This is a genomic window from Gracilibacillus thailandensis (assembly GCF_010994055.1).
Taxonomy (GTDB): Bacteria; Bacillota; Bacilli; order Bacillales; family Amphibacillaceae; genus Gracilibacillus; species Gracilibacillus lacisalsi.
Genome location: NZ_WJID01000055.1, coordinates 17,700 through 41,122 on the forward strand (window position 1 = coordinate 17,700; position 23,423 = coordinate 41,122).

Consider the following 23,423-nt stretch of genomic DNA (forward strand, 5'->3'; position numbering starts at 1 on the left):
TCATTTTTCGATGAATAGCGGAACAAAATGTCCACATTGAACTAAGCAGTTATTCTAAATCAAACATATTTTATTTGTTTGTGGTTGTGAAAAAGAGAGGCTGCCAATGACAGCCTCTGCTTTAGTTATTTCTGAAGTTCTTCCATTCGCGCTTGTACTTTCTCTCTCTTCTCCATGTAATCTTTTTGCTTTTCTTTTTCTGCATCTACTACATGTGCAGGAGCTTTGCTAACAAATCCTTCATTCGCCAATTTCTTATCAACGCGCTCAACTTCTTTGTTTAATTTATCCAATTCTCCTTGAAGACGTTTAAGCTCTTTGTCAATGTCGATCAAACCTTCTAAAGGTAAGAATAGCTCCGCACCAGTAACAACGGCAGACATTGCTTTGCCTGGCACCGCAACGTTTGTATCAATCGTTAATTCACTCGGATTACAGAAGCGATCTATATATATACGGTTAATTTCTAATTGTTTTTTCACCGCTTCATCATTAGCTTGAACGATGATAGGAATTTCTTTCGACATCGGTGTGTCCACTTCGGCACGGATATTACGGACAGAACGAATAATGGCCACTAATTGCTTCATCACTTCGGATGATGCTTCATTAGATAATTGATTATCTGCTGTTGGCCATGCCGCACGTACAATAGATTCACCTTTGTGAGGCAACTGTTGCCATATTTCTTCTGTCACAAATGGCATAAATGGATGAAGCATGCGCATCGTATGATCTAACACATACGCTAAAATCGAGCGTGTCGTTAGCTTTGCTTGCTCATCTTCGCCGTAAAGCGGTAATTTCGCCATTTCAATATACCAATCACAGAAGTCATCCCAAATAAAGTTATAAAGGTAACGTCCTGCCTCACCAAAGTCATATTTATCCACGTGACGTGTTACTTGTTCTATCGTTTCGTTTAGTCTTGTCAAAATCCATTCATCCGCCACGGATTTTTTGCCGGTTAAATCAATCTCATCGTAACGTAAGCCATCCATGTTCATTAAAGCAAAACGCGAAGCATTCCATATTTTATTAACAAAGTTCCAAGTCGATTCTACCTTTTCCCACTGGAAACGGAGATCCTGTCCTGGACTTGATCCTGTTGCTAAGAAGTAACGCAAGGAGTCTGCTCCGTACTTATCAATCACTTCCATAGGATCAACACCATTGCCAAGTGATTTACTCATCTTGCGACCTTCTGCATCACGAACTAATCCATGAATCAATACGTCTTTAAACGGACGTTGATCATTAAACTCAACCGATTGGAAAATCATCCGAGATACCCAGAAAAAGATAATATCATATCCGGTTACTAGTACATTGGTTGGGAAGAAATGCTTAAAATCTTCATCCTCTGTATTTGGCCAGTTTAATGTAGAGAATGGCCATAACGCTGAGGAAAACCAAGTATCCAATACATCTTGATCTTGTTCCCAGTTTTCGATATCTTCAGGTGCTTCCTTACCTACATACATTTCACCTGTTTCTTTATGATACCAGGCAGGAATACGGTGTCCCCACCACAATTGTCTAGATATACACCAGTCACGGATATTTTCCATCCATCTGAGGTATGTTTTTTCGAAACGATCCGGTACAAAATGTACTTTATTGTCATCAGAAGCTTTTTGAAGTTCAATCGCAGCATCTGCCAATGGCTGCATGTCAACAAACCATTGTGTTGACAAATATGGTTCGACCACTGCATCGCTTCGTTCCGAGTGACCCACTGAATGCATATGTTCTTCAATGTTGAACAGAACCCCTTGATCTTGAAGGTCTTTGACGATCTGTTTACGACATGCAAACCGATCCATGCCTTGATATTTACCAGCATTCTCATTCATTGTACCGTCTTCGTTCATCACAAGTACACGTTCTAGGTTATGGCGATTACCAATTTCAAAGTCATTTGGATCGTGAGCAGGTGTTATTTTTACAGCACCTGAACCAAATTCCATATCCACATAATCATCAGCTACAATTTCGATTTCTCGACCAACAATTGGAAGCTTAACTTTCTTACCTATTAAATCTTGATACCTTTCGTCATCTGGATGTACAGCGACTGCTGTATCACCAAGCATCGTTTCTGGTCTCGTTGTAGCTACTTCAATATGTCCGGATCCATCTGCTAAAGGATATTTCATATGATAGAAATGACCTTGCACATCCTTATAGATTACTTCAATATCAGAAAGAGCAGTCTTTGTTGCGGGATCCCAATTAATTATATACTCTCCACGATAGATAAGCCCTTTTTCATACAATGTAACAAATACTTCTTTTACTGCTTCTGATAAACCTTCATCTAAAGTGAATCGTTCGCGTGAATAATCTAAACCTAGTCCTAATTTTGCCCATTGTTCGCGAATAAAGCCAGCGTATTCTTCTTTCCAGTCCCATGCTTTGTCGAGGAATTTCTCCCTGCCTAAATCATATCGAGATATACCTTCTTCACGTAGTTTTGCTTCTACTTTTGATTGAGTTGCGATACCGGCATGGTCCATTCCTGGTAAGTAGAGAACATCATAGCCTTGCATTCTTTTTATTCTTGTGATGATATCCTGTAGTGTCGTATCCCATGCATGACCGATGTGTAATTTACCGGTTACGTTTGGTGGCGGGATTACGATCGTAAAAGGTTCCTTATCTGTGTTACGTTCTGCCTCAAAATACTTCCCTTCTACCCAAGTGTTATAACGCCCCTTCTCAACTGCAGTTGGATCATACTTTGGCGGTAAATTAACTTCCTGTTGTTCTGACATGCTTATTCCTCCTTATATTTACTAACGGTAATCATAGATAACTACTGCGAATTAGTGAAAATTTGTCTTGATGCGGACATTGAATCCCTTATTTGGTTCATTTTAGCTTAAATGAGCACCATTTTGGAATAGATGTCCGTGACCACCCTAAAAACAGCACTTTTGGCACGAACAAATGTCCGTGCTTAGCCCAAATTAGCCTCGGATCCACTTTATCTCGCAGTTATGGATCTGGCATATCCTCTCCACAGCGACATAAAAAAATCCTTTCCGGCCTTGTTTAAAGGACGAAAAGGATTGGGTTTCCGCGGTGCCACCTTTGTTTATAAGTACTATCACTTATACGCTTAGCAGAAGATAACGGATTTCACCGGCTTTTACCTACTTGTCGTGTTCAGTAAAGCTGCATCAGAGGCTACCTTCCTTCACCTTTTTTCGAGAAAACCTTTCAGCCAGTGGGTCTTCCTCTCTAGCGAACAGTGTGAAGTACTCCTCCTCATCATCGCATCTGTCTTAATTATGATTCATTATATGCTATTTTATCCAAAAGGAATCAAAGAAGTCAAGTTTAATTATAATGTCAATTGTGCATGTTTATTAAAAAACGTCTTATAACCAAAATATAAGAATAAAATTACGGACAATGAAACACTACCCGTGATACCAAGCATAATGGCAATTTGATATTTAATCGCATCCATCGGACCTGCCCCAGATAAGATAACACCGGTCATCATTCCTGGTAAAAAAACAATCCCCATTCCGACCATACTGTTGATTGTCGGTAAGATCGCTGAATCAAAAGCATGATTAACAATACCCTGTGATGCTTTATTCGGTGGCGCTCCTAACATCAATGCAGCTTCCACTTCTTTCTTACGTGAGCTGAAGCCTTCCACTAAAGAGCTAACTCCAAGTGTAATTCCAGTCATAGAGTTCCCGATTAACATACCTGCAATCGGTATGAAATAACGGGGATCATACCATGGTGAAAACTGAACAACGATAAAATCAAAATAAAGAAAAGCAAATAAAGTACCGGATACCATCGAAATCGCAATAATTTTCTTTAACTCTCTGCTTAAGGTTTGTTTCGTACGTTTATAAATATTATAAACAGCAAATGTTTCCATGATAATAATGACGATAATCGAGTAAATCATTTTCTCATTTTCAAATATAAACATGAGTACATAACCAACTAATATAAGTTGAATCGTCATTCTTAGTGTAGCAATAATGATTTCTTTCTCTCGCGGGATTTTACGCCAGCGGACGATCGCAAGTAGGATGACTATAAAAATATAAGCAGTAACGAGCTGCCATATCGTAATTTCAAGCATTTCATTCATGAAAAATCACCCTCTTTCGTTACTATGTCGTTCATATAGATAATTTCATCACTATATTTTTCTGCGACTTCTTTTGAATGTGTAACCATGATTGCCATTTTACCTTCGTCACGGATTTTCTTTGTAAATAAGTCCATAATCGCGGTTTCCGTTTCTTCATCAAGAGCAGATGTAGGTTCGTCCAACAAGTAGACTTCGGCATTCATCAAAAGCACACGTCCAAATGCTAACCTTTGTTGTTCACCACCAGATAGTTTATCCGCTTCGTCATCTAAATCTTTTGTTAAATGTAAGTCGTTTAATAAATCAATCAATACCTGATCTTCGACATCTGCTTCATCCGCAAATTGCAGTCCTATCAAAAGGTTATCACGAACTGTTCCTTCAAAAACTACCGGGTCCTGTCCAAGCATTACTACTTCTCTTCTTAATTGAACAGGGTCTAAGTTTGCGATCGATTGATCTTTATAAGTAATAGTACCCTGATCAGGAGTAAGCATGCTGTTAAACATTTTTAACAAGGTAGATTTACCACTGCCACTTTCTCCAAATAAGCAGTAAATTTTACCTGATTCAATTTCTAAATTGTTAACCGTAAGTATATCCTTAAAAACCAATTGTTTAATCGAAAACATGACGTCTCCTCCAAAGTACTAGGTCTATGTAATTTAAATAGAGCAGACACCCGATTGTATCTGCTCACGATTCTTAGCGAAAATCACGCTTATCTTCCATTTTCCTAGAAACAAATACATATGCAATCGTCGCAACTACCGTTAATAATGTGTAAAATAATGTATTTTTCATATGACTTCCTCCTCTTTTATAGTTCTGTTAAAACGGACGGAATTTACCCTTTTTCAGTACGAGCATTGGCCCACCTAATAAGAACAAGTAGCGGTCATCAATCACATTTTTCATCACTTTTGCCTGCATACCATATAATTTATTGCCGTCAAATACCGTTCCCATCGCATCACTTCCACCTAAAGATGCTACTGTTCCTTTATCATCAAACTGGAATTCTTGTAGTGTACCACCATAAATCATCGTTTTAATATTATGCGCGCAAACATCTGCTTCCTGTATGGCAATTTGGGCTGTAGGCGGGTATGGTTTTCCTGTTTCGTTATTCATCACCCATGCACAATCACCTAAAATAAAGACTTCATCATGTCCTGGAGCACGTAATGTGGCATCTACATTGACTTTACCTTTCGTTAGCTCAAAACCTGATTCTCCTACAATTCGATTAGCTTGTACACCACCAGTCCAAACTATCGTACCTGCTTTAATTTCCTCTTCATCTTCCCCAACGACAACAAAGTCTGCTTTTACTTCTTTAATCATGGTACCAAGCTTAAATTCAATACCACGGTATTCTAATGACTCTTTCGCATAGCTTAATAGCTCTTCATCAAAGCCTGGTAGAATGGTTGGCATTGCTTCAACATCTATGATCTTTACGTCTTGACGCGGGATATCATATTTTTTACATAATAGCGGTATTCGTTCTGCTAACTCACCTAAAAATTCGATACCGGTGAAACCAGCACCACCTACAACGATCGTTAGCATACTTGAATCAGGATTTTTTTCATTTCGATAACGAGCAAACTGATATTCAATATGATCTCTAATCATACGACTCGTGTCGACACTCTGAATCGAAAAAGCATGCTCTTCCATACCAGGAATACCAAATGTGGCTTTTTCGAAACCTAGTCCAATCACTAAGTAATCATAACTAATTTCGCCATTTTCTAGTTGAACTGTTTTGGATTCTTTGTTAATTTTCACCACTGCATCATGTACAAAATTAACGCGGCGAGTATTGATGACATCGGAAATCATAATTCGAGAGCGATTAACATCAATTGTTCCTGCAGCTACTTCATGCAACCATGTTGTTTGATAATGATAATTGTGTTTGTTGACTAATGTAATATCTGCTTCTTCTGGTGCAAATTGTTGTGTTAAACGTTTGGTTGTCATCATACCTGCATAGCCTGCTCCAAGTACAACTATTTTAGGTCTGTTTCCTATCATCGAATCCTTCCCTTCTTGTTTTAGAGCCATTGTTAACTACGATAGTTTTCACCTTTTAAACGATTTGTATGTATCATATCGATCGCTGTCAGTATATCAAAATTGTCATTTTCAGTCTAATAAACCAGCCCCATCTAAAAACTAATATTTTTTCCAAATCGTAATATGATATATAAGTAAACAATTCGGTGTAAGCGCTAAAAAAGTATTGAAGTCTCTAAAAAAGCTGTGCTACCTATAGTTAAATACTTTCTCAAAAATAAAAAACCCTATTTTGCAGGGTTTTATTATTAGTTTGGTAGCACATTGGACTTGCAGTTATTCTGTTTTAGGAATGCTCGAACTTCTTCTACTGTGTAACCTTTCGCTTTCGCTTTTGCTATCAAGTAAATCCATTCATAATCCACGTTTACTTTTGTTGGCATAAACGTATTCCCCTCCTAAAATACACTACTGTATTTCAGGCAGCTCAGCCATCCGAATACATAAGTATTAATCGGACCTGTAACTTTGCGTCCCTACCTCTCAATAGGTTTGCCTTTTTCTGATTTTATCTATCGAATACAACATACGAATCCATAGTTTGAGTAGCATGCAAGCCATTATATTTTTATCACATGCTTAAATGTTACTATAACTGCAGCTCCTTATTTTTTTATTCGTCGATCAGAACTTAAATTTATATCATTCTAAAAGAACACTACTGCTACATACACCTCCTATAAAACAACAATAGATTTTGACGAATCCATAGTACCTATTATCTAGTATATATTCGATAAACATCGATCATATTCCTGCACATCTATAGATTTTTGAGAAAATCGAACTAGATAAATACTTTGATATATTTTGTAAAGATTTTATTACGCATTCTTTTAAAAGGAATTTAATTAATACTTTCATTTTGGGTACAATTACAATTTTACTGCATAAGCTACAATATAATGAATTATTATATCGTGAATGAGGTGATACTTTGTCTCGTTATTATCGTTACCGTTTACCACCTTGGGCTCGAGAATGGATCTTAATTTGTGAACGATGTACACTTCCAATCGTGATCTTTCAGGGGATACGTACAATATTTATACCAACAACTTTTGACGTGTTATTGTTAGGAATTCTAATTGGTATTCTTATAGCTTTTCAATTAGAATGGATATAATGCTCTAATACGTTTCTTCAAATTGCTCTGACTTTAATGTTTTATAAATAAAATCTTGTAGCTGTAAACCGAATAATAACTTACGATATTCCTGCTCAATTTTGATGGAGCAATTTACATTATTTTTATTTCTCGATGATTGCACACTGGTAAATACTTCATGAAACCAATTTGCCGGAGACAGTAATTGTAATACTAATAAAGATTTTTCATAGTCCGATAAATCAATATAGCGACAATAGATAGAAAATGAATCAGTCACTTTCCCCATATCACAGTCATGAAATTGAAATAAATATTGATAATAATTTGCTAAATCATAAGTTGGAGATGTCATCAATGCATCTTCCCAATTCAAAAAATAGGTGTTTGCTTGTGTGATCACATAGTGAGAAGGTCGGATATTTCCATGACATAAGGTATATTTCATCTCGTTTGTTTCTTCCATTACATCTAAATAAATTTCTTGCCATCTTTCTAGTTGATTAAATATTTGTTCTATATCACGATAATACATGCAAATTTGCAACTCATAAGGCGACATAAAACGCTTTGCTTCAAAATAGCGAACATACTTTAACATTTGGTCCCGATAGCTAGATAATTCTTGCTGAAATTGCTGTTCCATACCTTCTTTGTTTTGTTTCAATGGTGCAATCTGATGATAATCCATCGTTGCAGCATGTAGACGTCCTATAGCATGAATAACTGATGCATATTCATCGATTGGCTGATCCGTATAATCCTGTTCTACCCATGGCATCAGATAATAAATTTGATCTTGATCTCTTACAAATGGTTGATTATTTTTGGCATAATAAATCGGGACAAATCCTAATATCTGTTTTTGTTGTATATATTGTTGAATCGCTTGCCATCTCCCTAAGTCATCTGGATATAACCTTGACTTTTTTAAAGCATACTGTTGTGAGTTTGCCTTTATTTTAAACACTCTTTCTGTCACTTGCTCAATTTCCTCCGGTTGTAATTGATATGCTTCGATTATTTGTGACCACTCCATTTGTCTTCCTCCTTTAAAAAATCAACACGTAACTACTTCAGCATTTACTAAGTCGGAACTCTTCTAAACTCGTAAACAAAAAATCCCTTGACTGGCACCAAGGGATTAAATCTCTAATCTTCTGAGGTTATGGGAATATAAATTAATTGGCCTGCCGTTATATCCTCTTCTTCTAGACGGTTCGTTCTCATAATTTGTCTAGGAGAAACTTGATAACGCTCAGCGATAGTTTGCATCTGATCATCAGGTTGCACAATATATAATTTTAGTCGAGTATAGCTAGCACTTTCTTCACCAGCAAAAATATTCAATAAATAGGATGTGTCATTTGTCCGCTCTTCCCTTGCTTGGACATGTAGTTTGTCTTCTGCATTTTCCTCTTCTTCCTCATCATTTTCTAATACGAAATCATCTTCAGGCTCTCTTACTAAGTTCTCTTCCTGTTCATCTATACTATCTTCTTCTTCAACTGTTTCAGAATCATTTCGAACACTGCTGATATCTACCACTTTTTCCTCTTCTGGCTCATTATCTAACTCTGGTTCTACTTCTAAATGGAATGTATCTTCTTCTTCTTCTAATTCTTCATCCATACGATTTTCTTCAAAAGATGGCAGAGTCTCTTCTTCTTGAATTTCAGCTTCAACTTGTGGTTCTTCAATACCTTGAATAGCTAGGGTTGCTTCTATCGCCATTTCATTAGCAGATTCTAATGTATAATCAAAATGATCTACTTCAATTGAAACATCATCTAATGAAGGGATTCTCTCCATTGGAATCGATACATCAATAAGGAATTTATGGAAAAATTCATTTACTTCATCAGACAAAGATTCTACTCGTTCTACAAAGGTCGCGTCTGTTTGGCGAACTTCACTTTCGACAGGAGCATCGTTCCTAATATACTCTCCTTTCAGTTCCATTACTCCTCTAATAGAAAGTGTGTTACCTATTTCCTCCATTGAAATTACCGGCTCTAATCCAATGCCTAACATTTCCTGGATTTGCTGATCCTTATCAAAAGCTATTGCTTCATGAATATTAAATGTAAAGGCTTCTTGCAAAGCACTTCCCCCTTTCCTTTGCTTAGCTAAGGCGTACTAGCATCTCAATAAACTATATGTAGGTAACGAGAGAAATATGCTTGATCAGTATCATTCAGCTTGTTTATTTTCTTGAACTGCTATGTAGTTTAAAGAGGTGAATAGTACTTTTGCATTTTATTTAAAACCTATCGCTGACTTATCGTAGGGCGATTCGTGAAGTCCCCTAGTTTTTGGGTGTTCGGAGCTAGACAGGAACTCAATTTTATACTTTCTTTGCTATTTAAATAAACGTTTGGAGCTCTTTCATCCAAACGTTTATTTTCTAATTAAAAGATTGCTTAATGAATAATACTCTATGAATTTATTCCAATCATTTATAAAATCAGAACAATTATATGCTCATCACGCCGCCTTTAGAAGCATTTGTTACAAGTTTTGAATACCTTCCTAACCAACCTTGTTTGATTTTAGGCTCAAAGGGTTCTAGTGATTTTCTACGTTCATCTAAGACTTCGTCCGATACTTTTACATTTAGTAGTCTATTTGGTAAATCTATAACCACAACGTCCTCATTTTCAATTAATGCAATTGGTCCACCTTCTGCAGCTTCTGGGGAAATATGTCCAATGGAAATACCCCGAGATGCACCTGAGAAACGCCCATCAGTTAGAAGAGCCACTGTACTGCCTAAACCTCGGCCCATAATAGCCGAAGTAGGAGCTAACATTTCTGGCATTCCCGGACCACCTTTAGGTCCTTCATATCGGATAACAACAACATGCCCTTCTCTAACAGTTCCATTATCAATCGCTTCTTGCGCTTCATCTTGAGAATCAAAAATGATTGCTTCTCCTTCAAATACTTTGATGGCAGGATCAACAGCACCAACTTTAATGACAGCACCTTCTGGAGCAAGATTACCGTATAAAATGGATAATCCTCCTACTGGACTGTATGGATTATCTTTTGGACGAATAACTTGTTTATTTGTAATGTCATATCCATTAACAAGTTCGCCCATTGACTTACCTGTTATCGTTAAGCGATCTGGATGAATAGCATTAGGGATTTTCGTTAATTCATTAATAATGGCACTAATTCCTCCAGCTTTATTGATATCATCCATGGAGATATCAGATGCAGGCATAATCTTCGCAAGATACGGAACACGGGCAGCAATTTTGTTAATCTTTTCAAGGTCATATTCTATTCCAGCTTCTCTGGCAATAGCTAATGTATGCAATACTGTATTGGTAGATCCACCCATCGCCATATCAAGTGCAAACGCATCATCAATCGCTTCTTTTGTAATGATATCACGCGGTTTAACATCTTCTTCAATCATACGAACCAAATGTTTTGCTGCTTCTTGTATCAATTCTTTACGCTTCTCGCTTGTGGCTACAACCGAACCATTCCCAGGTAGTGCTACACCTAACATTTCCATCAAACAGTTCATGGAATTTGCTGTGAACATACCTGAACAAGACCCACAAGTTGGACAAGCGTTCTTTTCAATATCGTTAAATTCTTCTTCCGTCATCTTACCTGATTTATATGCCCCAACACCTTCGAAAACAGATGATAATGAAAGTTGTTTTCCGCTAGAACTTGTACCGGCTTCCATTGGACCACCGGAAACGAAGACGGAGGGTACGTTCGTACGAGCAGCTGCCATTAGCATACCAGGTGTGATTTTGTCACAGTTCGGAATATAAAATACGCCATCAAACCAATGCGCATTAATAACCGTTTCAGCACTGTCTGCAATTAATTCACGACTTGGCAAGGAATAACGCATTCCGATGTGTCCCATCGCAATTCCATCATCCACTCCAATCGTATTAAATTCAAATGGGATACCACCAGCTTCAAGGATGGCTTCTTTTACTACATCTGCGAACTCACGTAAATGTACATGTCCAGGAATAATATCAATATAAGAATTGCAAACACCAATAAATGGTTTCCCTAAATCTTTCGCTTTCACCTTCCCCGTAGCATATAAAAGACTACGATGAGGAGCACGATCTACTCCTATTTTTATCGTATCACTTCTTCTCATCTGTACCACACCCCTTATTTTATTTGTTTAATGTATTTTATATTGTATGTTGTCTACTGTCAATATAGTTGTATGACAAATTCAGAAGAAGCTTCATAAAATAGTTGTTGAAGAGCTATTTTATGGAAGGGATATCGGGTGCTTATATTTATCGTACACTTTCTCATACGATAAAAAGGACATCTTGGTTAGATCCAAAATGTCCTTTTAATGAACTATTATTCAATTCGCAACTCTTCCATTGCATGCAAAATATGAATTTTCATTGCGCTTCTTGCACCTTCAGGATTACGATTTTTCATAAATTCCATTATCATTTTATGATCATTGATCGTATCTTTGACTGCAAGTTCCTTTTTCTTAGATAAAATGACTCCCTTATCGATAGCTTGGTAAAGAACTGGCATCAGCTTTTCCATAAATTCATTATGGGTAGCCTTTACGATGGATTTATGGAACATTTGTTCTACGTTTGTTCGATCCTCATTGTGCTTAATTTTTTGTTCTATTTGGTTACCATAATCTAAAATACGCCTTAATTCCGGATCACTTGCTCGAATCGTCGCATAATAGGCAGCTTCGGGTTCAAATATCAAGCGCATTTCATACAAATCTTTTGCATTTATTTTAGCCTCTACAAGAAAGCCCATTTCTTCTAGATTATTTACATCAATGTCTTCCTTTACATATGTACCCTTCCCTCTTCTAATCTCTAAAATGCCATTAGTAACCAATATGCGGATTGCTTCCCGAAGGGTTGTTCTACTAATATTTAGCTCCTCTGATAATTCATTTTCGTTTGGAAGCTTATCACCTGGAAGAAATCTTTTCTCAATAGCAAGCATGGACATTATATCGTCTGCTACACTATCAGATAGTCTTTTTTGAACCATAAACTTTATCACCCTATTTTTCTTTCTAGTATAGCATATAGATTGTAGTATCCCATTTAGATTATTTCAAAAAAGCTTGCAAACCTTTTTTGGCTTGCAAGCTTCTGAATTAAGATAGCTTTTCAAATGCTTTTTCTGCTGCTGCAATTGTTTTTTCAATGTCATCATCCGTGTGGGCTGTTGACATAAATAGCCCTTCAAATTGAGAAGGAGGAAGGAAAATTCCCTCTTCTGCCATTGTTCGGTAATATGTTGCAAATGCTTCGGTATCAGATTTCGCTGCTGTTTCATAGTTAATAACTGGTTCATCGGCGAAAAAGACTCCGACCATTGATCCCGCACGATTGATTTGTAATGACACATTATGCTTATCTGCTGCTAACCTGTATCCTTCTACAAGTCGATCCACTTTCTTATTAATCTCATCATAGGCAGCACGATCCATTGCCTTTAACGTTTCTAAACCAGCTGTCATTGCAAGCGGGTTCCCTGACAGTGTTCCAGCTTGATAAATATCACCGACAGGAGCAATACGTTCCATAATCTCACGTTTACCGCCATAAGCACCAACCGGTAAACCTCCACCGATTACTTTTCCTAAACAAGTTAAATCCGGTGTAACCTCAAAATGGCCTTGTGCACAATGATAACCAACACGGAAACCAGTCATTACTTCGTCAAAAATAAGTAAAGTTTCGTGTTGAGTAGTAATATCACGCAATGCTTTTAAAAATTCTTGATGTGGTGGTACAACTCCCATATTACCTGATACAGGTTCCACAATAACTGCTGCAATATCTTCACCAAATTGTTCAAAAGCATAGCGAACACTCTCTAAATCATTGTAAGGTACAGTAATCGTATGCTGAGCAACACTTTCCGGTACACCAGGACTATCTGGAAGACCTAGTGTCGCGACACCTGAACCAGCTTTTATTAGCAATGAGTCACCATGACCGTGATAGTTTCCTTCGAATTTGAGAATTTTATTTTTCCCTGTATAGCCACGAGCTAATCGTAAAGCACTCATAGTTGCTTCTGTACCCGAGTTAACCATACGTACCATTTCAATAGAAGGAACACGATCAATTACTAATTGCGCTAATTCATTTTCCAGTAATGTCGGTGCACCAAAGCTTGTCCCTTTTTCCGTTATTTCTTTTAACTTGGAGACTACTCGGTCATCCGCATGACCTAAAATTAATGGCCCCCAACTTAAAACATAATCAATGTATTCATTGCCATCAATATCATATATTTTGGATCCTTTACCAGATTCCATATAGATCGGGTTCATGCCTACCGATTTAAATGCTCGAACAGGTGAATTAACCCCTCCCGGCATTAAGCTGACCGATTCTTTATATGCATCAACCGATTTCTGATTTTCACGCATAAGAGCTACCTCCTTATTTATTTTGAAGCCATTTGGCCACATCTTTTGCAAAATACGTAATAATAATATCCGCTCCAGCTCGTTTCATGGATGTCAGTTTCTCTAAAACGATCGCTTGTTCATCAATCCATCCTTTGAGACTAGCCGCTTTGACCATTGAATATTCGCCACTTACATTATAAGCAACTACTGGGACAGGATGTTGATTCTTCACTTCTCGAATGATATCCATATAGGATAATGCAGGTTTAACAATTAAAAAGTCTGCACCCTCTTCGATATCAGATGCCGCTTCACGCATTGCTTCTAATCGATTTGCAGGATCCATTTGATAGGTCTTTCTGTCACCGAATTGTGGAGTACTTTCTGCTGCATCACGAAATGGACCATAAAAAGCGGAAGCATATTTAACTGCATAAGACATAATCGGAATATGCTTAAACCCTGACTCATCCAGCCCTTTACGAATTTCAGCTACAAATCCATCCATCATATTCGATGGTGCAATAATATCGGCTCCAGCTTCAGCTTGCGTAACCGCCGTTTTTACATGCAGTGGTAATGATTTGTCATTGTCAACATCCTGATTTTCAATCACACCACAGTGGCCATGGGATGTATATTCACAAAGACAGGTATCCGCAATAACTAGCAGTTGATCGGTCTTCTGTTTGATCTGTCGAATGGCCAGTTGAACAATACCATTTGGGTCATAGGCACCTGAACCGACTTCATCTTTCTCTTTCGGAACCCCGAATAACAGGATAGACGGAATACCTAGTGATAATAACTCTTCCACTTCTTCATCGAGGTGATCAAGTGATACTTGAAATACTCCTGGCATTGAACTTACTTCATTTTTAATATTTTCCCCTTCGACAACGAATAACGGGTATACTAAATCATCTACCTTTAAATCTGTTTCACGCACAAATCGTCTCATAACACTAGAGTTTCTTAAGCGACGATGACGATCAAATTGTGTTTTTGCCATTATGCATCACCTTTTCTTATGTAATCAATATAAACCTCTACCATGTTCTCAACTGTAAATGTTTCCGGATAGAGAATATCGCAGAATGATCGTTCACGTAATGCCTCTGCTGTTGTTTCTCCAATCGCAATAGTCAACAAACTATTTTTAGCTTGTTCAAACAGGTGAGGCTTCAAAAATTGTTGAAAAGCATCAACGGTTGATGGACTAGTGAAAAATACCGCATCAACTTGAGATACTGCTTTGTTTAACAAAGATTTTGATTGCTCATTTTTTATTGTACGATAAATCACGATTTTTTCAAAAGATACTCCTGCTTCCTTGAGTAATTCAGGAATTTCTCTTCTGGCATTTTCGCCACAAATAAGCGCAATCCGTTTCGTACTATTTTCATTTAAAAACTCTTCGACCATAGCTTTACCACTGTAGGTGGAAGGTTGAAAATCAACGGCATAACCATAATGAGCTAATGATCTTGCTGTTTTTTCACCGACAGCTGCAATTTTATTTTTTACTTGAATACCAAGCGTAGTTATATATTGATGAAAAAAGCGGACTGTATTCACACTTGTAAAGAATAGCCAATCAAATGAAGCAAGATTGGTCAATTGACTGCGATTTACATCATCATCTATTGCCTCAAAACAAAGGAGCGGTACACGTTCACAACTAGCACCATACCCTTCAAGTAATTGGATCAAGGGCAAGGCTTGTCTCGCTTCCCTTGTCACCATTACTCTCTTCCCCTTTAAAGGCAGACTCATCCCTGATTCTCCTCGATTGCTTCATCTACCAGTTTCTGCGCACCTTGAGCTTGCAATTTTTCGGCTGCTTCTTTCCCAACCTGTTGTGGGTCATTCCCTCTTATTGTTTCTTTTAATATCGTATTACCATCACTACTTGCCACTAATGCAGTTAATACAACCTCATCACCATCAAGGTATGCATAGCCACCAATCGGTACCTGACAACCGCCATTTAATAAATGCAAGAAGGTGCGTTCCGCTGTTACCGTTTTTTCCGTGTAAGCATCATTAATTTTTTCTAATAATGCTAATAGCTCTTGGTCATCTTCTCTACATTCAATTGCTAAGGCACCTTGTCCAACGGCAGGTACACAAACATCTGGTTCTAAATATTCTGTAACAATCTCTTCACTCCAGTTCATTCGTTTTAACCCTGCTGCTGCCAAAATAATCGCATCGAAATTCTCTTCTTTTAACTTACGCATTCTTGTTTCAATATTTCCACGAATCCATTGAATTTTCAGATCTGGTCGTGCAGCAAGAATTTGCGATCCTCTGCGCAAACTACTTGTTCCGACAACCGCCCCAGCCGGTAAATCTGCTAATTTGATATGATTATTGGAGATGAAAGCATCTCGATGATCTTCTCGAACAGGAATGGAACCAATCATCAATCCCTTTGGCATTACTGCAGGCATGTCTTTCATACTATGTACAGCAAAATCTATTTCTTTGTCATACATTGCTTTTTCAATCTCTTTTACAAAAAGTCCTTTACCTCCGACTTTCGAAAGTGTGACATTAAGAATTTGATCCCCTTTTGTCACAATCTTTTTAATTTCAAATTGGTATTTATCACCCGCATGCTTCTTTAATTGCTCAATAACCCATTCTGACTGAGTCAATGCTAAATTACTTCTTCTTGAACCTACGACAATTTTACGCAAGCTAGTTGCCTCCTTTGTGTTTTGTTACATATGAAAGTTCGATAAACTGTTAAACAGGAAAAAGTTGATTAATAAAACGAGAAATGCGAATATATTCCAGCTTAAAATAGCTTTACCTTGATACCCTTTTTGAATTCGCATGTATAAATAACCAGCATAAATGGCGAACACAATGATGGAACCTAGTGTTTTACTGTCACCCCAGTAAAACTCCGTGTTCGTCATGTAAGCCCATACGACACCTAGAATAATCGATAGCAATAGTAGCGGTTCACCCAATCCAATCAATTGAAATGCTCTTTTCTCCAATCCTTCTAAGTCTTGGAATCTTCGTAACCATTTATACCCTTTTTTCTGTTTAAGAAATTTATATTGCATATAGTATAAACAAGCTAAAATAAACGAAATGGTAAACAGACCATAGGATACGAGCGCAAGTACAATATGCGCAAAAAGCATTTCATCTAATACCAATGGGATCTGGGTAGAATCCGTGATTTGCATCGATCGTAATGTATGGATAATCATGATAAAAAAGCCAAATACACTGATAAAGAACATAAAAAACTCAAGTCGGAACATCCGATGAACGATTAACGAAAACGTAATAATAATCCAGGTATACGTATATAGCCCGTCATTTAAGGTTTGTATCGGTATACTTGATGTTTTCCAAATTTCTGTTAATAAAAAAATGGTTTGAAAAAGCCAAACCATTGCAAGCAACCAGAAAGCGATACGATTCGCTTTCCGGTTATGGTACAGAAAATCTATAAAATAAATAATAACAGTCAAACCATAGAGTAATAATACACTCTCTTGTAAAAATCTCTCTTCGAACATATTGGGAAAACCACCCGATTAATGTGTCGACACATTTTGTAGTTTCTGTATAATGCTATCCTTATTTTTTTCAAAAGTAATCACTTTGTCATTTTCTGTTTTTCTCACTTCTTCTTTGACACGGTCTTCAATATCAAAGATTTGCATAAATAAGGCTAATGCTTGCTCTGCGTTTTTTTGACCTGCAAATTCTTTCGCCTGCAAGATAGGTTGTTTTAATAATTGATTGACGATACTTTTTGTGTGTTTATTTAACACTTTACGTTCACGTTCTGTTAGGTTAGGCATTTTGCGTTCAATACTTTTCATAGTCTCTTGTTGAATCGATAATGCTTGTTCACGTAATGCAGTAATAACTGGTACAACACCAAGTGTTTGTAACCATTCATTGAATGCAACAATTTCTTCTTCAATCCACAGTTCAATAACTTCGGCCGCTTCTTTTCGAGCCTCCAGATTAGCATCCACCACATTTTGGAGATCATCGATATCATACAAGAACACATTATCTACAGATTCCAAAGCTGGATCTAAATCTCTTGGTACAGCAATATCAACGAGAAATAACGGACGACCTTTACGTTTTTTTTCTACACGTTGATACAGATCTTTAGTAATCATGTAGTCATTCGCTCCCGTAGAGCTGATCACAATATCAGCTTGCACCAAAGTGTTCTCAAGCTCAGCAGTTGATTTTGCGACCCCATTAAATTGGCTTGCCAGTTGTTCTGCCTTCTCCACGGTACGATTCACAACGGTTACTTGCTCTGCCCCAGAACCATAGATGTTTTTGGCAGCTAATTCACCCATTTTGCCAGCACCAATAATGACAATATGTTTTTCTTGCAAATCAGTAAAAATCTTTTTGGCTAGTTCTACCGCTGCATAGCTCACAGATACAGCATTATCATTGATTGATGTTTCTCGTTGGCTTTTTTTACCGATCGTTATTGCTTGCTTAAATAGCTCATTAAATATAGTACCAGTCAATTTTCGTTTTTGCGCATCTAAAAAGATTTGCTTTACTTGACCGAGAATTTGCGTTTCCCCCATCACCATGGACTCTAATCCACAGCTTAAGCGGAATAGATGTTCCACTGCTGCTTCGTTTTCATACATGATCAGGTGTGGTGCGAATGCGTCCTTTTCAATATCAAACCAGTCGGCCAAAAACTGTTTGATAAAATATCTTCCTGTATGAAGTTGATCAACTACCGCATAAATTTCCGTGCGATTACAAGTAGAAATAATGACATTCTCTAAAATGCTTTTTCTGCTGTTTAATTCTGTCATTGCATCAGTAACCGTATCCTCACGGAATGCGAGCATTTCTCTCACTTCAACAGGAGCTGTTTTATAATTTATACTCGCTGCTAAAATATGCACTGTATCTACCCCCAAAAAAGCAAAAGCCTAACACATAAGTATTATTATTATAACATGTTTTCATGTCGAAATCGTGATGATTTTATGAACAGTTTATTAATCATCTATGATAGAATGAAAGTTGTTGTTATGTGATTTTGAATTCAATAGTACTTTATCATATTCAATATATTTTATCAAGAAAATGAATCTAAATTAATAATAATTATAATCTAGGAGTGTTTATCTTTGAAAAATAATGGTCTTGTAGCTTATTTATTGATTGGAATCGGAATCTTTTTCTTACTTAGGGAATTACGTCTCCCTATCTTTACCGATTTCTACTCATGGCCTACTTTATTCATTTTGGTAGGGGCAGCCTTTCTCATTCATGCTTTTTCAGCTAAAGATTTTAAAAATGTTTTTCCCGGTATTCTTTTGCTTGGACTAGGGATCCATTTTCACGCTCTTACCCATTATCCATTTTGGATTGATCATTGGGGAATGTATACCATAATTATCGGTATAGCTTTTTTAGCTCGTGCTGCTAAAACGAAAAAGGGGTTTATTCCTGGTGTCATATTATTAATTATTTCCGGTTTTGCCATCTTCGCTGATAATCAGCCAGGTTGGTTTAGCTGGATCCATCAGCTTATGAGCTGGATTGAACGTTTTTGGCCAGTAGTTTTAATTGGATTAGGTTTGTATTTGCTGTTGAAAAAAAAATAATATGTGCTATGATAGCTATGCTTTCTGAATACAGAAGCCTTTGAAAATATAGAGAGAAAAGAAGGTGAAAGTATGAAGAACTATTTGGCTTATTTCGTTACCTTAATCGGAGCGAGCTTTTGGGGTTTGACAGGCTTATTTGTGGATGGATTGTATAACGAAGGATTTACTGCATGGGAAATCGTCGCAATCCGTTTAACTGTTTCTACCATCATTTTAATGCCGCTTATCGCCATTCTTGCTCCAAGGAAGTTACGAATTCAATGGAAACATATCCCTCACTTTATCGGACTAGGGGTATGTAGTATTGTTTTTTTCAATTGGTGTTACTTTACAGTGATGAAACAGACGTCACTATCCATAGCCGTCGTACTATTGTATACTGCTCCTGTTTTTGTTACCATATTGTCTAAATATTTCTTTCAAGAAACCATTACAAACAGAAAAATTACCTCACTAGTATTGACGATTTTTGGTTGTTCACTGGCTATTCAACTAATACCAATTGGAAATATGCAAATTCCATTTATTAGTATCGTATTGGGCTTATTGTCTGCCTTTTTCTGTGGTTTATACAGTATTATTGGTAAACAAGTTAGCAGGCACTATAATTTTCTTACAACAACCGTTTATGCGTTATGTATGGGAAGTATTTTTATTTTACCAACTAGTAAGTTATGGGAGAAGACAGAGGCTTTTCAATCAGCTGAAGTCTGGCTGAATATCGGCGGAATCGTTATTATATCCACGATTGGAGCCTATACACTTTATACATTTGGACTTACTCGCATCGAATCAAGTAAAGCTGCCATTCTAGGAGCTATGGAGCCGATCATTGCTGTATTGATTGGTGTGATTATTTTTAATGACAACTTACAATTTTTACAAGTTATCGGAATAATATTAGTAATCAGCGCAGCATTCCTAACTGTTTACCATAAGCGAAGAAAAATTACGAAAACCGAGCAATAACGCTCGGTTTTTTGTTTATGTCTTATAATTTTCAACTTTTACAACCTTTTGATAGACACTTTTTTTAATTTCTTATGCTTGTTTTCTTTCAAGAGCTTTAAGATAAATACTTTTTCGATTTCTGATTTTACTTGAGATAATTAGATAAATAACTCCACACGTGCTCTTTTCCTTCACTGGTTTCAGCGGAAAAAGGAATGACACTATCTTCAGAATCAAGTTCAAGTGTATCAATCACTCTTTTTAAGTGGGTTGCTTTTTTGTTTTTAGGAATTTTATCCAGTTTCGTTGCGATCACTAATACAGGGATCTCATAATACTTAAGAAAATCATACATCATCACATCATCTTCTGTTGGTTTATGACGGATATCGACAATCAACACAGTCAGTCTCAATGTATCACGGAGCGAGAAATATTCTTCCATCATCTTACCCCATTTTTCTCGCTCTTTCTTTGATACTTTGGCATAGCCATAACCAGGGACATCCACGAAGTAAAAGGCATCATTAATATTATAAAAATTTAATGTTTGCGTTTTTCCTGGCTTTGAAGATGTTCGAGCTAAATTTTTCCGATTGATCAATTTATTGATAAAAGAGGATTTCCCTACGTTTGAACGGCCGGCTAAGGCAATTTCCGGCCAACGATCCTTTGGATATTGCTTTTCGGACACCGCACTAATGACGATTTCAGCTTTATTGACTTTCATCGTTCTCCCCCAATAATGCATATTCTAATACTGTATCTAAATGATCAACCGGAACAAATGTTAAACCTTCCCGAACACTTTCAGGTATATCTTCCAAATCTTTTTTATTATCTGCTGGAATAATAATGGTTGTAATACCTGCTCTATGTGCACTTAATGATTTTTCTTTTAGCCCACCAATTGGCAGTACTCGCCCTCTTAAAGTAATTTCTCCTGTCATCCCTACTTCTTTTCGAACTGCTCTTCCCGTCAAAGCGGAGATCAGTGCCGTTGCCATCGTAATCCCAGCTGATGGTCCATCTTTTGGTGTAGCACCCTCTGGAACATGAATATGAATGTCATATTTTTCATGGAAATCCGGATCTATTTTTAATTGATCTGCTCTTGAACGAATATAACTGAAAGCAGCCTGTGCTGATTCCTTCATAACATCGCCCAACTTACCAGTTAATGTTAGTTTACCTTTCCCTTTTGAGATACTAACTTCAATCGATAAAATGTCGCCACCCGCAGCGGTATAGGCTAATCCTGTGGCAGCACCAATTTGATTTTCTTCCTCCATCATACCATAGCGGAATTTTGGCTTACCTAAAATCGTTTCTAATTGTTTTTCGGTAACGATGACGCGGTGTTTTTCACCAGAAACAATGATTTTAGCTGCCTTTCTGCAAATAGAAGCTAGTTGCCGTTCCAAACCACGTACACCCGCTTCTCTCGTATACACACGAATAAGCTTTAATAAGGCTTCATCACGCATCTGCATATGCCCTTTTTTTAGACCATTTTCTTTTAACTGTTTCGGCAATAAATGTTGTTTAGCAATGTGTAATTTTTCTAATTCGGTATAGCCTGCAATCGAAATAACTTCCATTCGATCCAACAACGGTCTTGGTACCGTAGCTAAATTATTTGCAGTAGCAATAAACATAACATTGGACAGGTCATACGTTTCTTCCAAGTAATGGTCACTGAAGGTATTATTTTGCTCAGGATCTAATACTTCCAACATAGCAGCGGAAGGATCTCCGCGGAAATCATTAGACATTTTATCAATTTCATCTAACAAAAAGACTGGATTAATGGTTTCAGCTTTTTTCATACCTTGGATAATGCGGCCTGGCATTGCACCAACATAGGTACGGCGGTGTCCTCGGATTTCCGCTTCATCACGGACACCCCCTAGTGATATCCGGACAAAATGACGATCAATCGATCTTGCCACAGATCTAGCTAGAGATGTTTTACCAACACCTGGTGGTCCAACTAAGCAAAGAATCGGTCCTTTCAATGAATTGGTTAGCTGTTGAACTGCTAAATACTCTAGAACACGTTCTTTAACCTTTTCTAATCCATAATGATCTTCATCTAGAATTTTTTCGGCATGGTTTATATCCAGGTTATCCTCTGTTTCCTCTGTCCAAGGTAATGACAGTACCCAATCAATATAATTACGGATCACAGAACTTTCAGCTGAGCTTTGTGGCACTCTTTCATATCGGTTTAATTCTTTTTCTACCAGTTCCACAATACGTTCAGGCAAGTCTTTTTCCTCTAGCTTTTTTCTTAATGCTGCTAATTCACCTGTCTTACCGTCTTTATCACCTAGTTCACTTTGGATGGCTTTCATCTGTTCCCGCAAGTAATATTCTTTTTGGGTTTCTTCCATCGATTTTTTAACACGTTGTCCGATTTTTCGTTCTAATTCTAATACTTCTTTTTCGTTAGAGATGATTTCCAATAACTTCCGAAGACGTTTCGCAACATCTAACGTTTCCAGTACTTCTTGCTTGTCTGACATCTTTAAGGTTATATGTGAAGCAACAAGATCAGCAAAACGGCTAGGATCCTCAATATCTGTCACACTTGCCAACGTTTCTTTGCTGACTTTCTTTGAAATTTTAGTGTAATGCTCAAATTGCTCTAACAATGCACGCATTAACGCATCTTCTTCAGCTTTTTTCTGATGTATATCTTCCACTTCTTCAATTTCAACAAAAAATTGTTTTTCTTCATTAATAAATTGTTGAATTTCAGCACGGTACAACCCTTCTACTAAGACTCTCATCGTTCCATTCGGTAATTTTAGCATTTGGTTAACTTTCGCAACCGTACCAATCGTATTAATATCATCTGTTTTCGGTTCATCTATGGCGCTTTCTTTTTGAGCAGCAAGAAATATGTGCTGATCATTCATCATTGCTTTCTCTAACGCTTGAATCGATTTTTCTCGCCCTACATCCAGATGAATCACCATACCTGGAAATACAATTAACCCTCTTAATGGTAATAATGGAATATGTATAAAATTTGATTCTGTCATATGGCACCTCCGTCAAAGCTACTAGTTC

20 protein-coding genes, 1 riboswitch and 1 other annotated feature are annotated in these 23,423 nt (G+C 37.2%); of the genes, 3 read left to right on the top strand and 17 right to left on the bottom strand.

Features of this window, described 5'->3' with window-relative positions; translation table 11 throughout:
* Positions 1–125: 125 nt before the first annotated feature.
* From GH715_RS15520 to GH715_RS15540, 5 genes are all read right to left on the bottom strand, one after another.
* Entirely contained in the window at positions 126–2,777 is a 2,652-nt protein-coding gene (locus tag GH715_RS15520; protein ID WP_153836154.1) for a valine--tRNA ligase, read from the bottom strand.
* Positions 2,778–3,057: 280 nt separating this feature from the next.
* Positions 3,058–3,289, bottom strand: a binding site (T-box leader).
* 60 nt (positions 3,290–3,349) lie between these two features.
* Positions 3,350–4,129, bottom strand: a complete 780-nt coding sequence (locus tag GH715_RS15525; protein ID WP_153836153.1) for an ABC transporter permease — start codon at positions 4,127–4,129, stop codon at positions 3,350–3,352.
* Positions 4,126–4,764, bottom strand: coding sequence for an ABC transporter ATP-binding protein (locus GH715_RS15530; protein ID WP_153836152.1), 639 nt, complete (start codon positions 4,762–4,764; stop codon positions 4,126–4,128). The genes GH715_RS15525 and GH715_RS15530 overlap by 4 nt, the downstream gene beginning before the upstream one ends.
* Before the next feature lie 199 nt (positions 4,765–4,963).
* The gene (locus GH715_RS15535; RefSeq protein ID WP_153836151.1) at positions 4,964–6,208 is read right to left on the bottom strand and encodes an NAD(P)/FAD-dependent oxidoreductase; all 1,245 of its coding nucleotides are present in this window, start codon (positions 6,206–6,208) and stop codon (positions 4,964–4,966) included.
* 260 nt (positions 6,209–6,468) lie between these two features.
* Positions 6,469–6,603: an anti-repressor SinI family protein gene (locus tag GH715_RS15540; protein WP_153836150.1), complete on the bottom strand. Its 135-nt coding sequence runs from the start codon at positions 6,601–6,603 to the stop codon at positions 6,469–6,471.
* A 35-nt stretch (positions 6,604–6,638) separates the two neighbouring features.
* Positions 6,639–6,727, bottom strand: a riboswitch (cyclic di-GMP riboswitch).
* 430 nt (positions 6,728–7,157) lie between these two features.
* On the opposite strand from GH715_RS15540, the gene GH715_RS15545 reads away from it, so the two are divergent.
* Positions 7,158–7,346 carry a hypothetical protein gene (locus GH715_RS15545; RefSeq protein ID WP_083939002.1) on the top strand — a complete coding sequence of 63 codons (189 nt, stop codon included), beginning with the start codon at positions 7,158–7,160 and terminating at the stop codon, positions 7,344–7,346.
* A 4-nt stretch (positions 7,347–7,350) separates the two neighbouring features.
* Here GH715_RS15545 and GH715_RS15550 read toward each other — a convergent pair whose 3' ends face one another.
* The 10 genes from GH715_RS15550 to hemA all read right to left on the bottom strand — a co-directional run bounded on the left by GH715_RS15550 (position 7,351) and on the right by hemA (position 18,683).
* Complete coding sequence (locus GH715_RS15550; RefSeq protein WP_153836149.1) at positions 7,351–8,367, bottom strand: phosphotransferase; 1,017 nt, start codon at positions 8,365–8,367, stop codon at positions 7,351–7,353.
* A gap of 113 nt (positions 8,368–8,480) precedes the next feature.
* Positions 8,481–9,431: a stage VI sporulation protein D gene (gene spoVID / locus GH715_RS15555; protein ID WP_153836148.1), complete on the bottom strand. Its 951-nt coding sequence runs from the start codon at positions 9,429–9,431 to the stop codon at positions 8,481–8,483.
* A 373-nt stretch (positions 9,432–9,804) separates the two neighbouring features.
* Positions 9,805–11,478: a dihydroxy-acid dehydratase gene (gene ilvD / locus GH715_RS15560; RefSeq protein WP_153836147.1), complete on the bottom strand. Its 1,674-nt coding sequence runs from the start codon at positions 11,476–11,478 to the stop codon at positions 9,805–9,807.
* A gap of 218 nt (positions 11,479–11,696) precedes the next feature.
* Entirely contained in the window at positions 11,697–12,371 is a 675-nt protein-coding gene (locus tag GH715_RS15565; protein ID WP_153836146.1) for a FadR/GntR family transcriptional regulator, read from the bottom strand.
* A 109-nt stretch (positions 12,372–12,480) separates the two neighbouring features.
* The gene (hemL, locus tag GH715_RS15570; RefSeq protein WP_153836145.1) at positions 12,481–13,767 is read right to left on the bottom strand and encodes a glutamate-1-semialdehyde 2,1-aminomutase; all 1,287 of its coding nucleotides are present in this window, start codon (positions 13,765–13,767) and stop codon (positions 12,481–12,483) included.
* A gap of 13 nt (positions 13,768–13,780) precedes the next feature.
* Entirely contained in the window at positions 13,781–14,761 is a 981-nt protein-coding gene (hemB, locus tag GH715_RS15575) for a porphobilinogen synthase (protein WP_018931411.1), read from the bottom strand.
* Positions 14,761–15,495, bottom strand: a complete 735-nt coding sequence (locus tag GH715_RS15580) for a uroporphyrinogen-III synthase (protein WP_163578704.1) — start codon at positions 15,493–15,495, stop codon at positions 14,761–14,763. Before GH715_RS15580 ends, hemB begins: the two co-directional genes overlap by 1 nt.
* Before the next feature lie 26 nt (positions 15,496–15,521).
* Positions 15,522–16,454 (bottom strand): hydroxymethylbilane synthase, encoded by a 933-nt coding sequence (gene hemC / locus GH715_RS15585; RefSeq protein WP_153836143.1) that lies wholly within the window; start codon positions 16,452–16,454, stop codon positions 15,522–15,524.
* 24 nt (positions 16,455–16,478) lie between these two features.
* Positions 16,479–17,297, bottom strand: a complete 819-nt coding sequence (locus GH715_RS15590) for a cytochrome C assembly family protein (RefSeq protein ID WP_153836142.1) — start codon at positions 17,295–17,297, stop codon at positions 16,479–16,481.
* An 18-nt stretch (positions 17,298–17,315) separates the two neighbouring features.
* Positions 17,316–18,683, bottom strand: a complete 1,368-nt coding sequence (gene hemA, locus GH715_RS15595) for a glutamyl-tRNA reductase (protein WP_163578705.1) — start codon at positions 18,681–18,683, stop codon at positions 17,316–17,318.
* Between the two features lie 228 nt (positions 18,684–18,911).
* Here hemA and GH715_RS15600 point away from each other — a divergent pair, with 228 nt between their 5' ends.
* Complete coding sequence (locus GH715_RS15600; protein WP_153836140.1) at positions 18,912–19,391, top strand: LiaI-LiaF-like domain-containing protein; 480 nt, start codon at positions 18,912–18,914, stop codon at positions 19,389–19,391.
* A 72-nt stretch (positions 19,392–19,463) separates the two neighbouring features.
* Positions 19,464–20,363 carry a DMT family transporter gene (locus GH715_RS15605; protein ID WP_153836139.1) on the top strand — a complete coding sequence of 300 codons (900 nt, stop codon included), beginning with the start codon at positions 19,464–19,466 and terminating at the stop codon, positions 20,361–20,363.
* 127 nt (positions 20,364–20,490) lie between these two features.
* On the opposite strand, the gene yihA is transcribed toward GH715_RS15605, so the two are convergent.
* Positions 20,491–21,075, bottom strand: coding sequence for a ribosome biogenesis GTP-binding protein YihA/YsxC (gene yihA / locus GH715_RS15610; protein WP_153836138.1), 585 nt, complete (start codon positions 21,073–21,075; stop codon positions 20,491–20,493).
* Entirely contained in the window at positions 21,062–23,395 is a 2,334-nt protein-coding gene (gene lon, locus GH715_RS15615) for an endopeptidase La (protein WP_153836137.1), read from the bottom strand. Before lon ends, yihA begins: the two co-directional genes overlap by 14 nt.
* Between the last annotated feature and the right edge of the window lie 28 nt (positions 23,396–23,423).

Excerpts from the sequence above, each read along its gene's own strand:
- GH715_RS15520 (WP_153836154.1), bottom strand. The coding sequence starts at position 2,777 with ATGTCAGAACAACAGGAAGTTAATTTACCGCCAAAGTATGATCCAACT.
- GH715_RS15525 (WP_153836153.1), bottom strand. The coding sequence starts at position 4,129 with ATGAATGAAATGCTTGAAATTACGATATGGCAGCTCGTTACTGCTTAT.
- GH715_RS15530 (WP_153836152.1), bottom strand. The coding sequence starts at position 4,764 with ATGTTTTCGATTAAACAATTGGTTTTTAAGGATATACTTACGGTTAAC.
- GH715_RS15535 (WP_153836151.1), bottom strand. The coding sequence starts at position 6,208 with ATGGCTCTAAAACAAGAAGGGAAGGATTCGATGATAGGAAACAGACCT.
- GH715_RS15540 (WP_153836150.1), bottom strand. The coding sequence starts at position 6,603 with ATGCCAACAAAAGTAAACGTGGATTATGAATGGATTTACTTGATAGCA.
- GH715_RS15550 (WP_153836149.1), bottom strand. The coding sequence starts at position 8,367 with ATGGAGTGGTCACAAATAATCGAAGCATATCAATTACAACCGGAGGAA.
- ilvD (WP_153836147.1), bottom strand. The coding sequence starts at position 11,478 with ATGAGAAGAAGTGATACGATAAAAATAGGAGTAGATCGTGCTCCTCAT.
- GH715_RS15565 (WP_153836146.1), bottom strand. The coding sequence starts at position 12,371 with ATGGTTCAAAAAAGACTATCTGATAGTGTAGCAGACGATATAATGTCC.
- hemL (WP_153836145.1), bottom strand. The coding sequence starts at position 13,767 with ATGCGTGAAAATCAGAAATCGGTTGATGCATATAAAGAATCGGTCAGC.
- hemB (WP_018931411.1), bottom strand. The coding sequence starts at position 14,761 with ATGGCAAAAACACAATTTGATCGTCATCGTCGCTTAAGAAACTCTAGT.
- GH715_RS15580 (WP_163578704.1), bottom strand. The coding sequence starts at position 15,495 with ATGGTGACAAGGGAAGCGAGACAAGCCTTGCCCTTGATCCAATTACTT.
- GH715_RS15590 (WP_153836142.1), bottom strand. The coding sequence starts at position 17,297 with ATGTTCGAAGAGAGATTTTTACAAGAGAGTGTATTATTACTCTATGGT.
- GH715_RS15605 (WP_153836139.1), top strand. The coding sequence starts at position 19,464 with ATGAAGAACTATTTGGCTTATTTCGTTACCTTAATCGGAGCGAGCTTT.
- yihA (WP_153836138.1), bottom strand. The coding sequence starts at position 21,075 with ATGAAAGTCAATAAAGCTGAAATCGTCATTAGTGCGGTGTCCGAAAAG.
- lon (WP_153836137.1), bottom strand. The coding sequence starts at position 23,395 with ATGACAGAATCAAATTTTATACATATTCCATTATTACCATTAAGAGGG.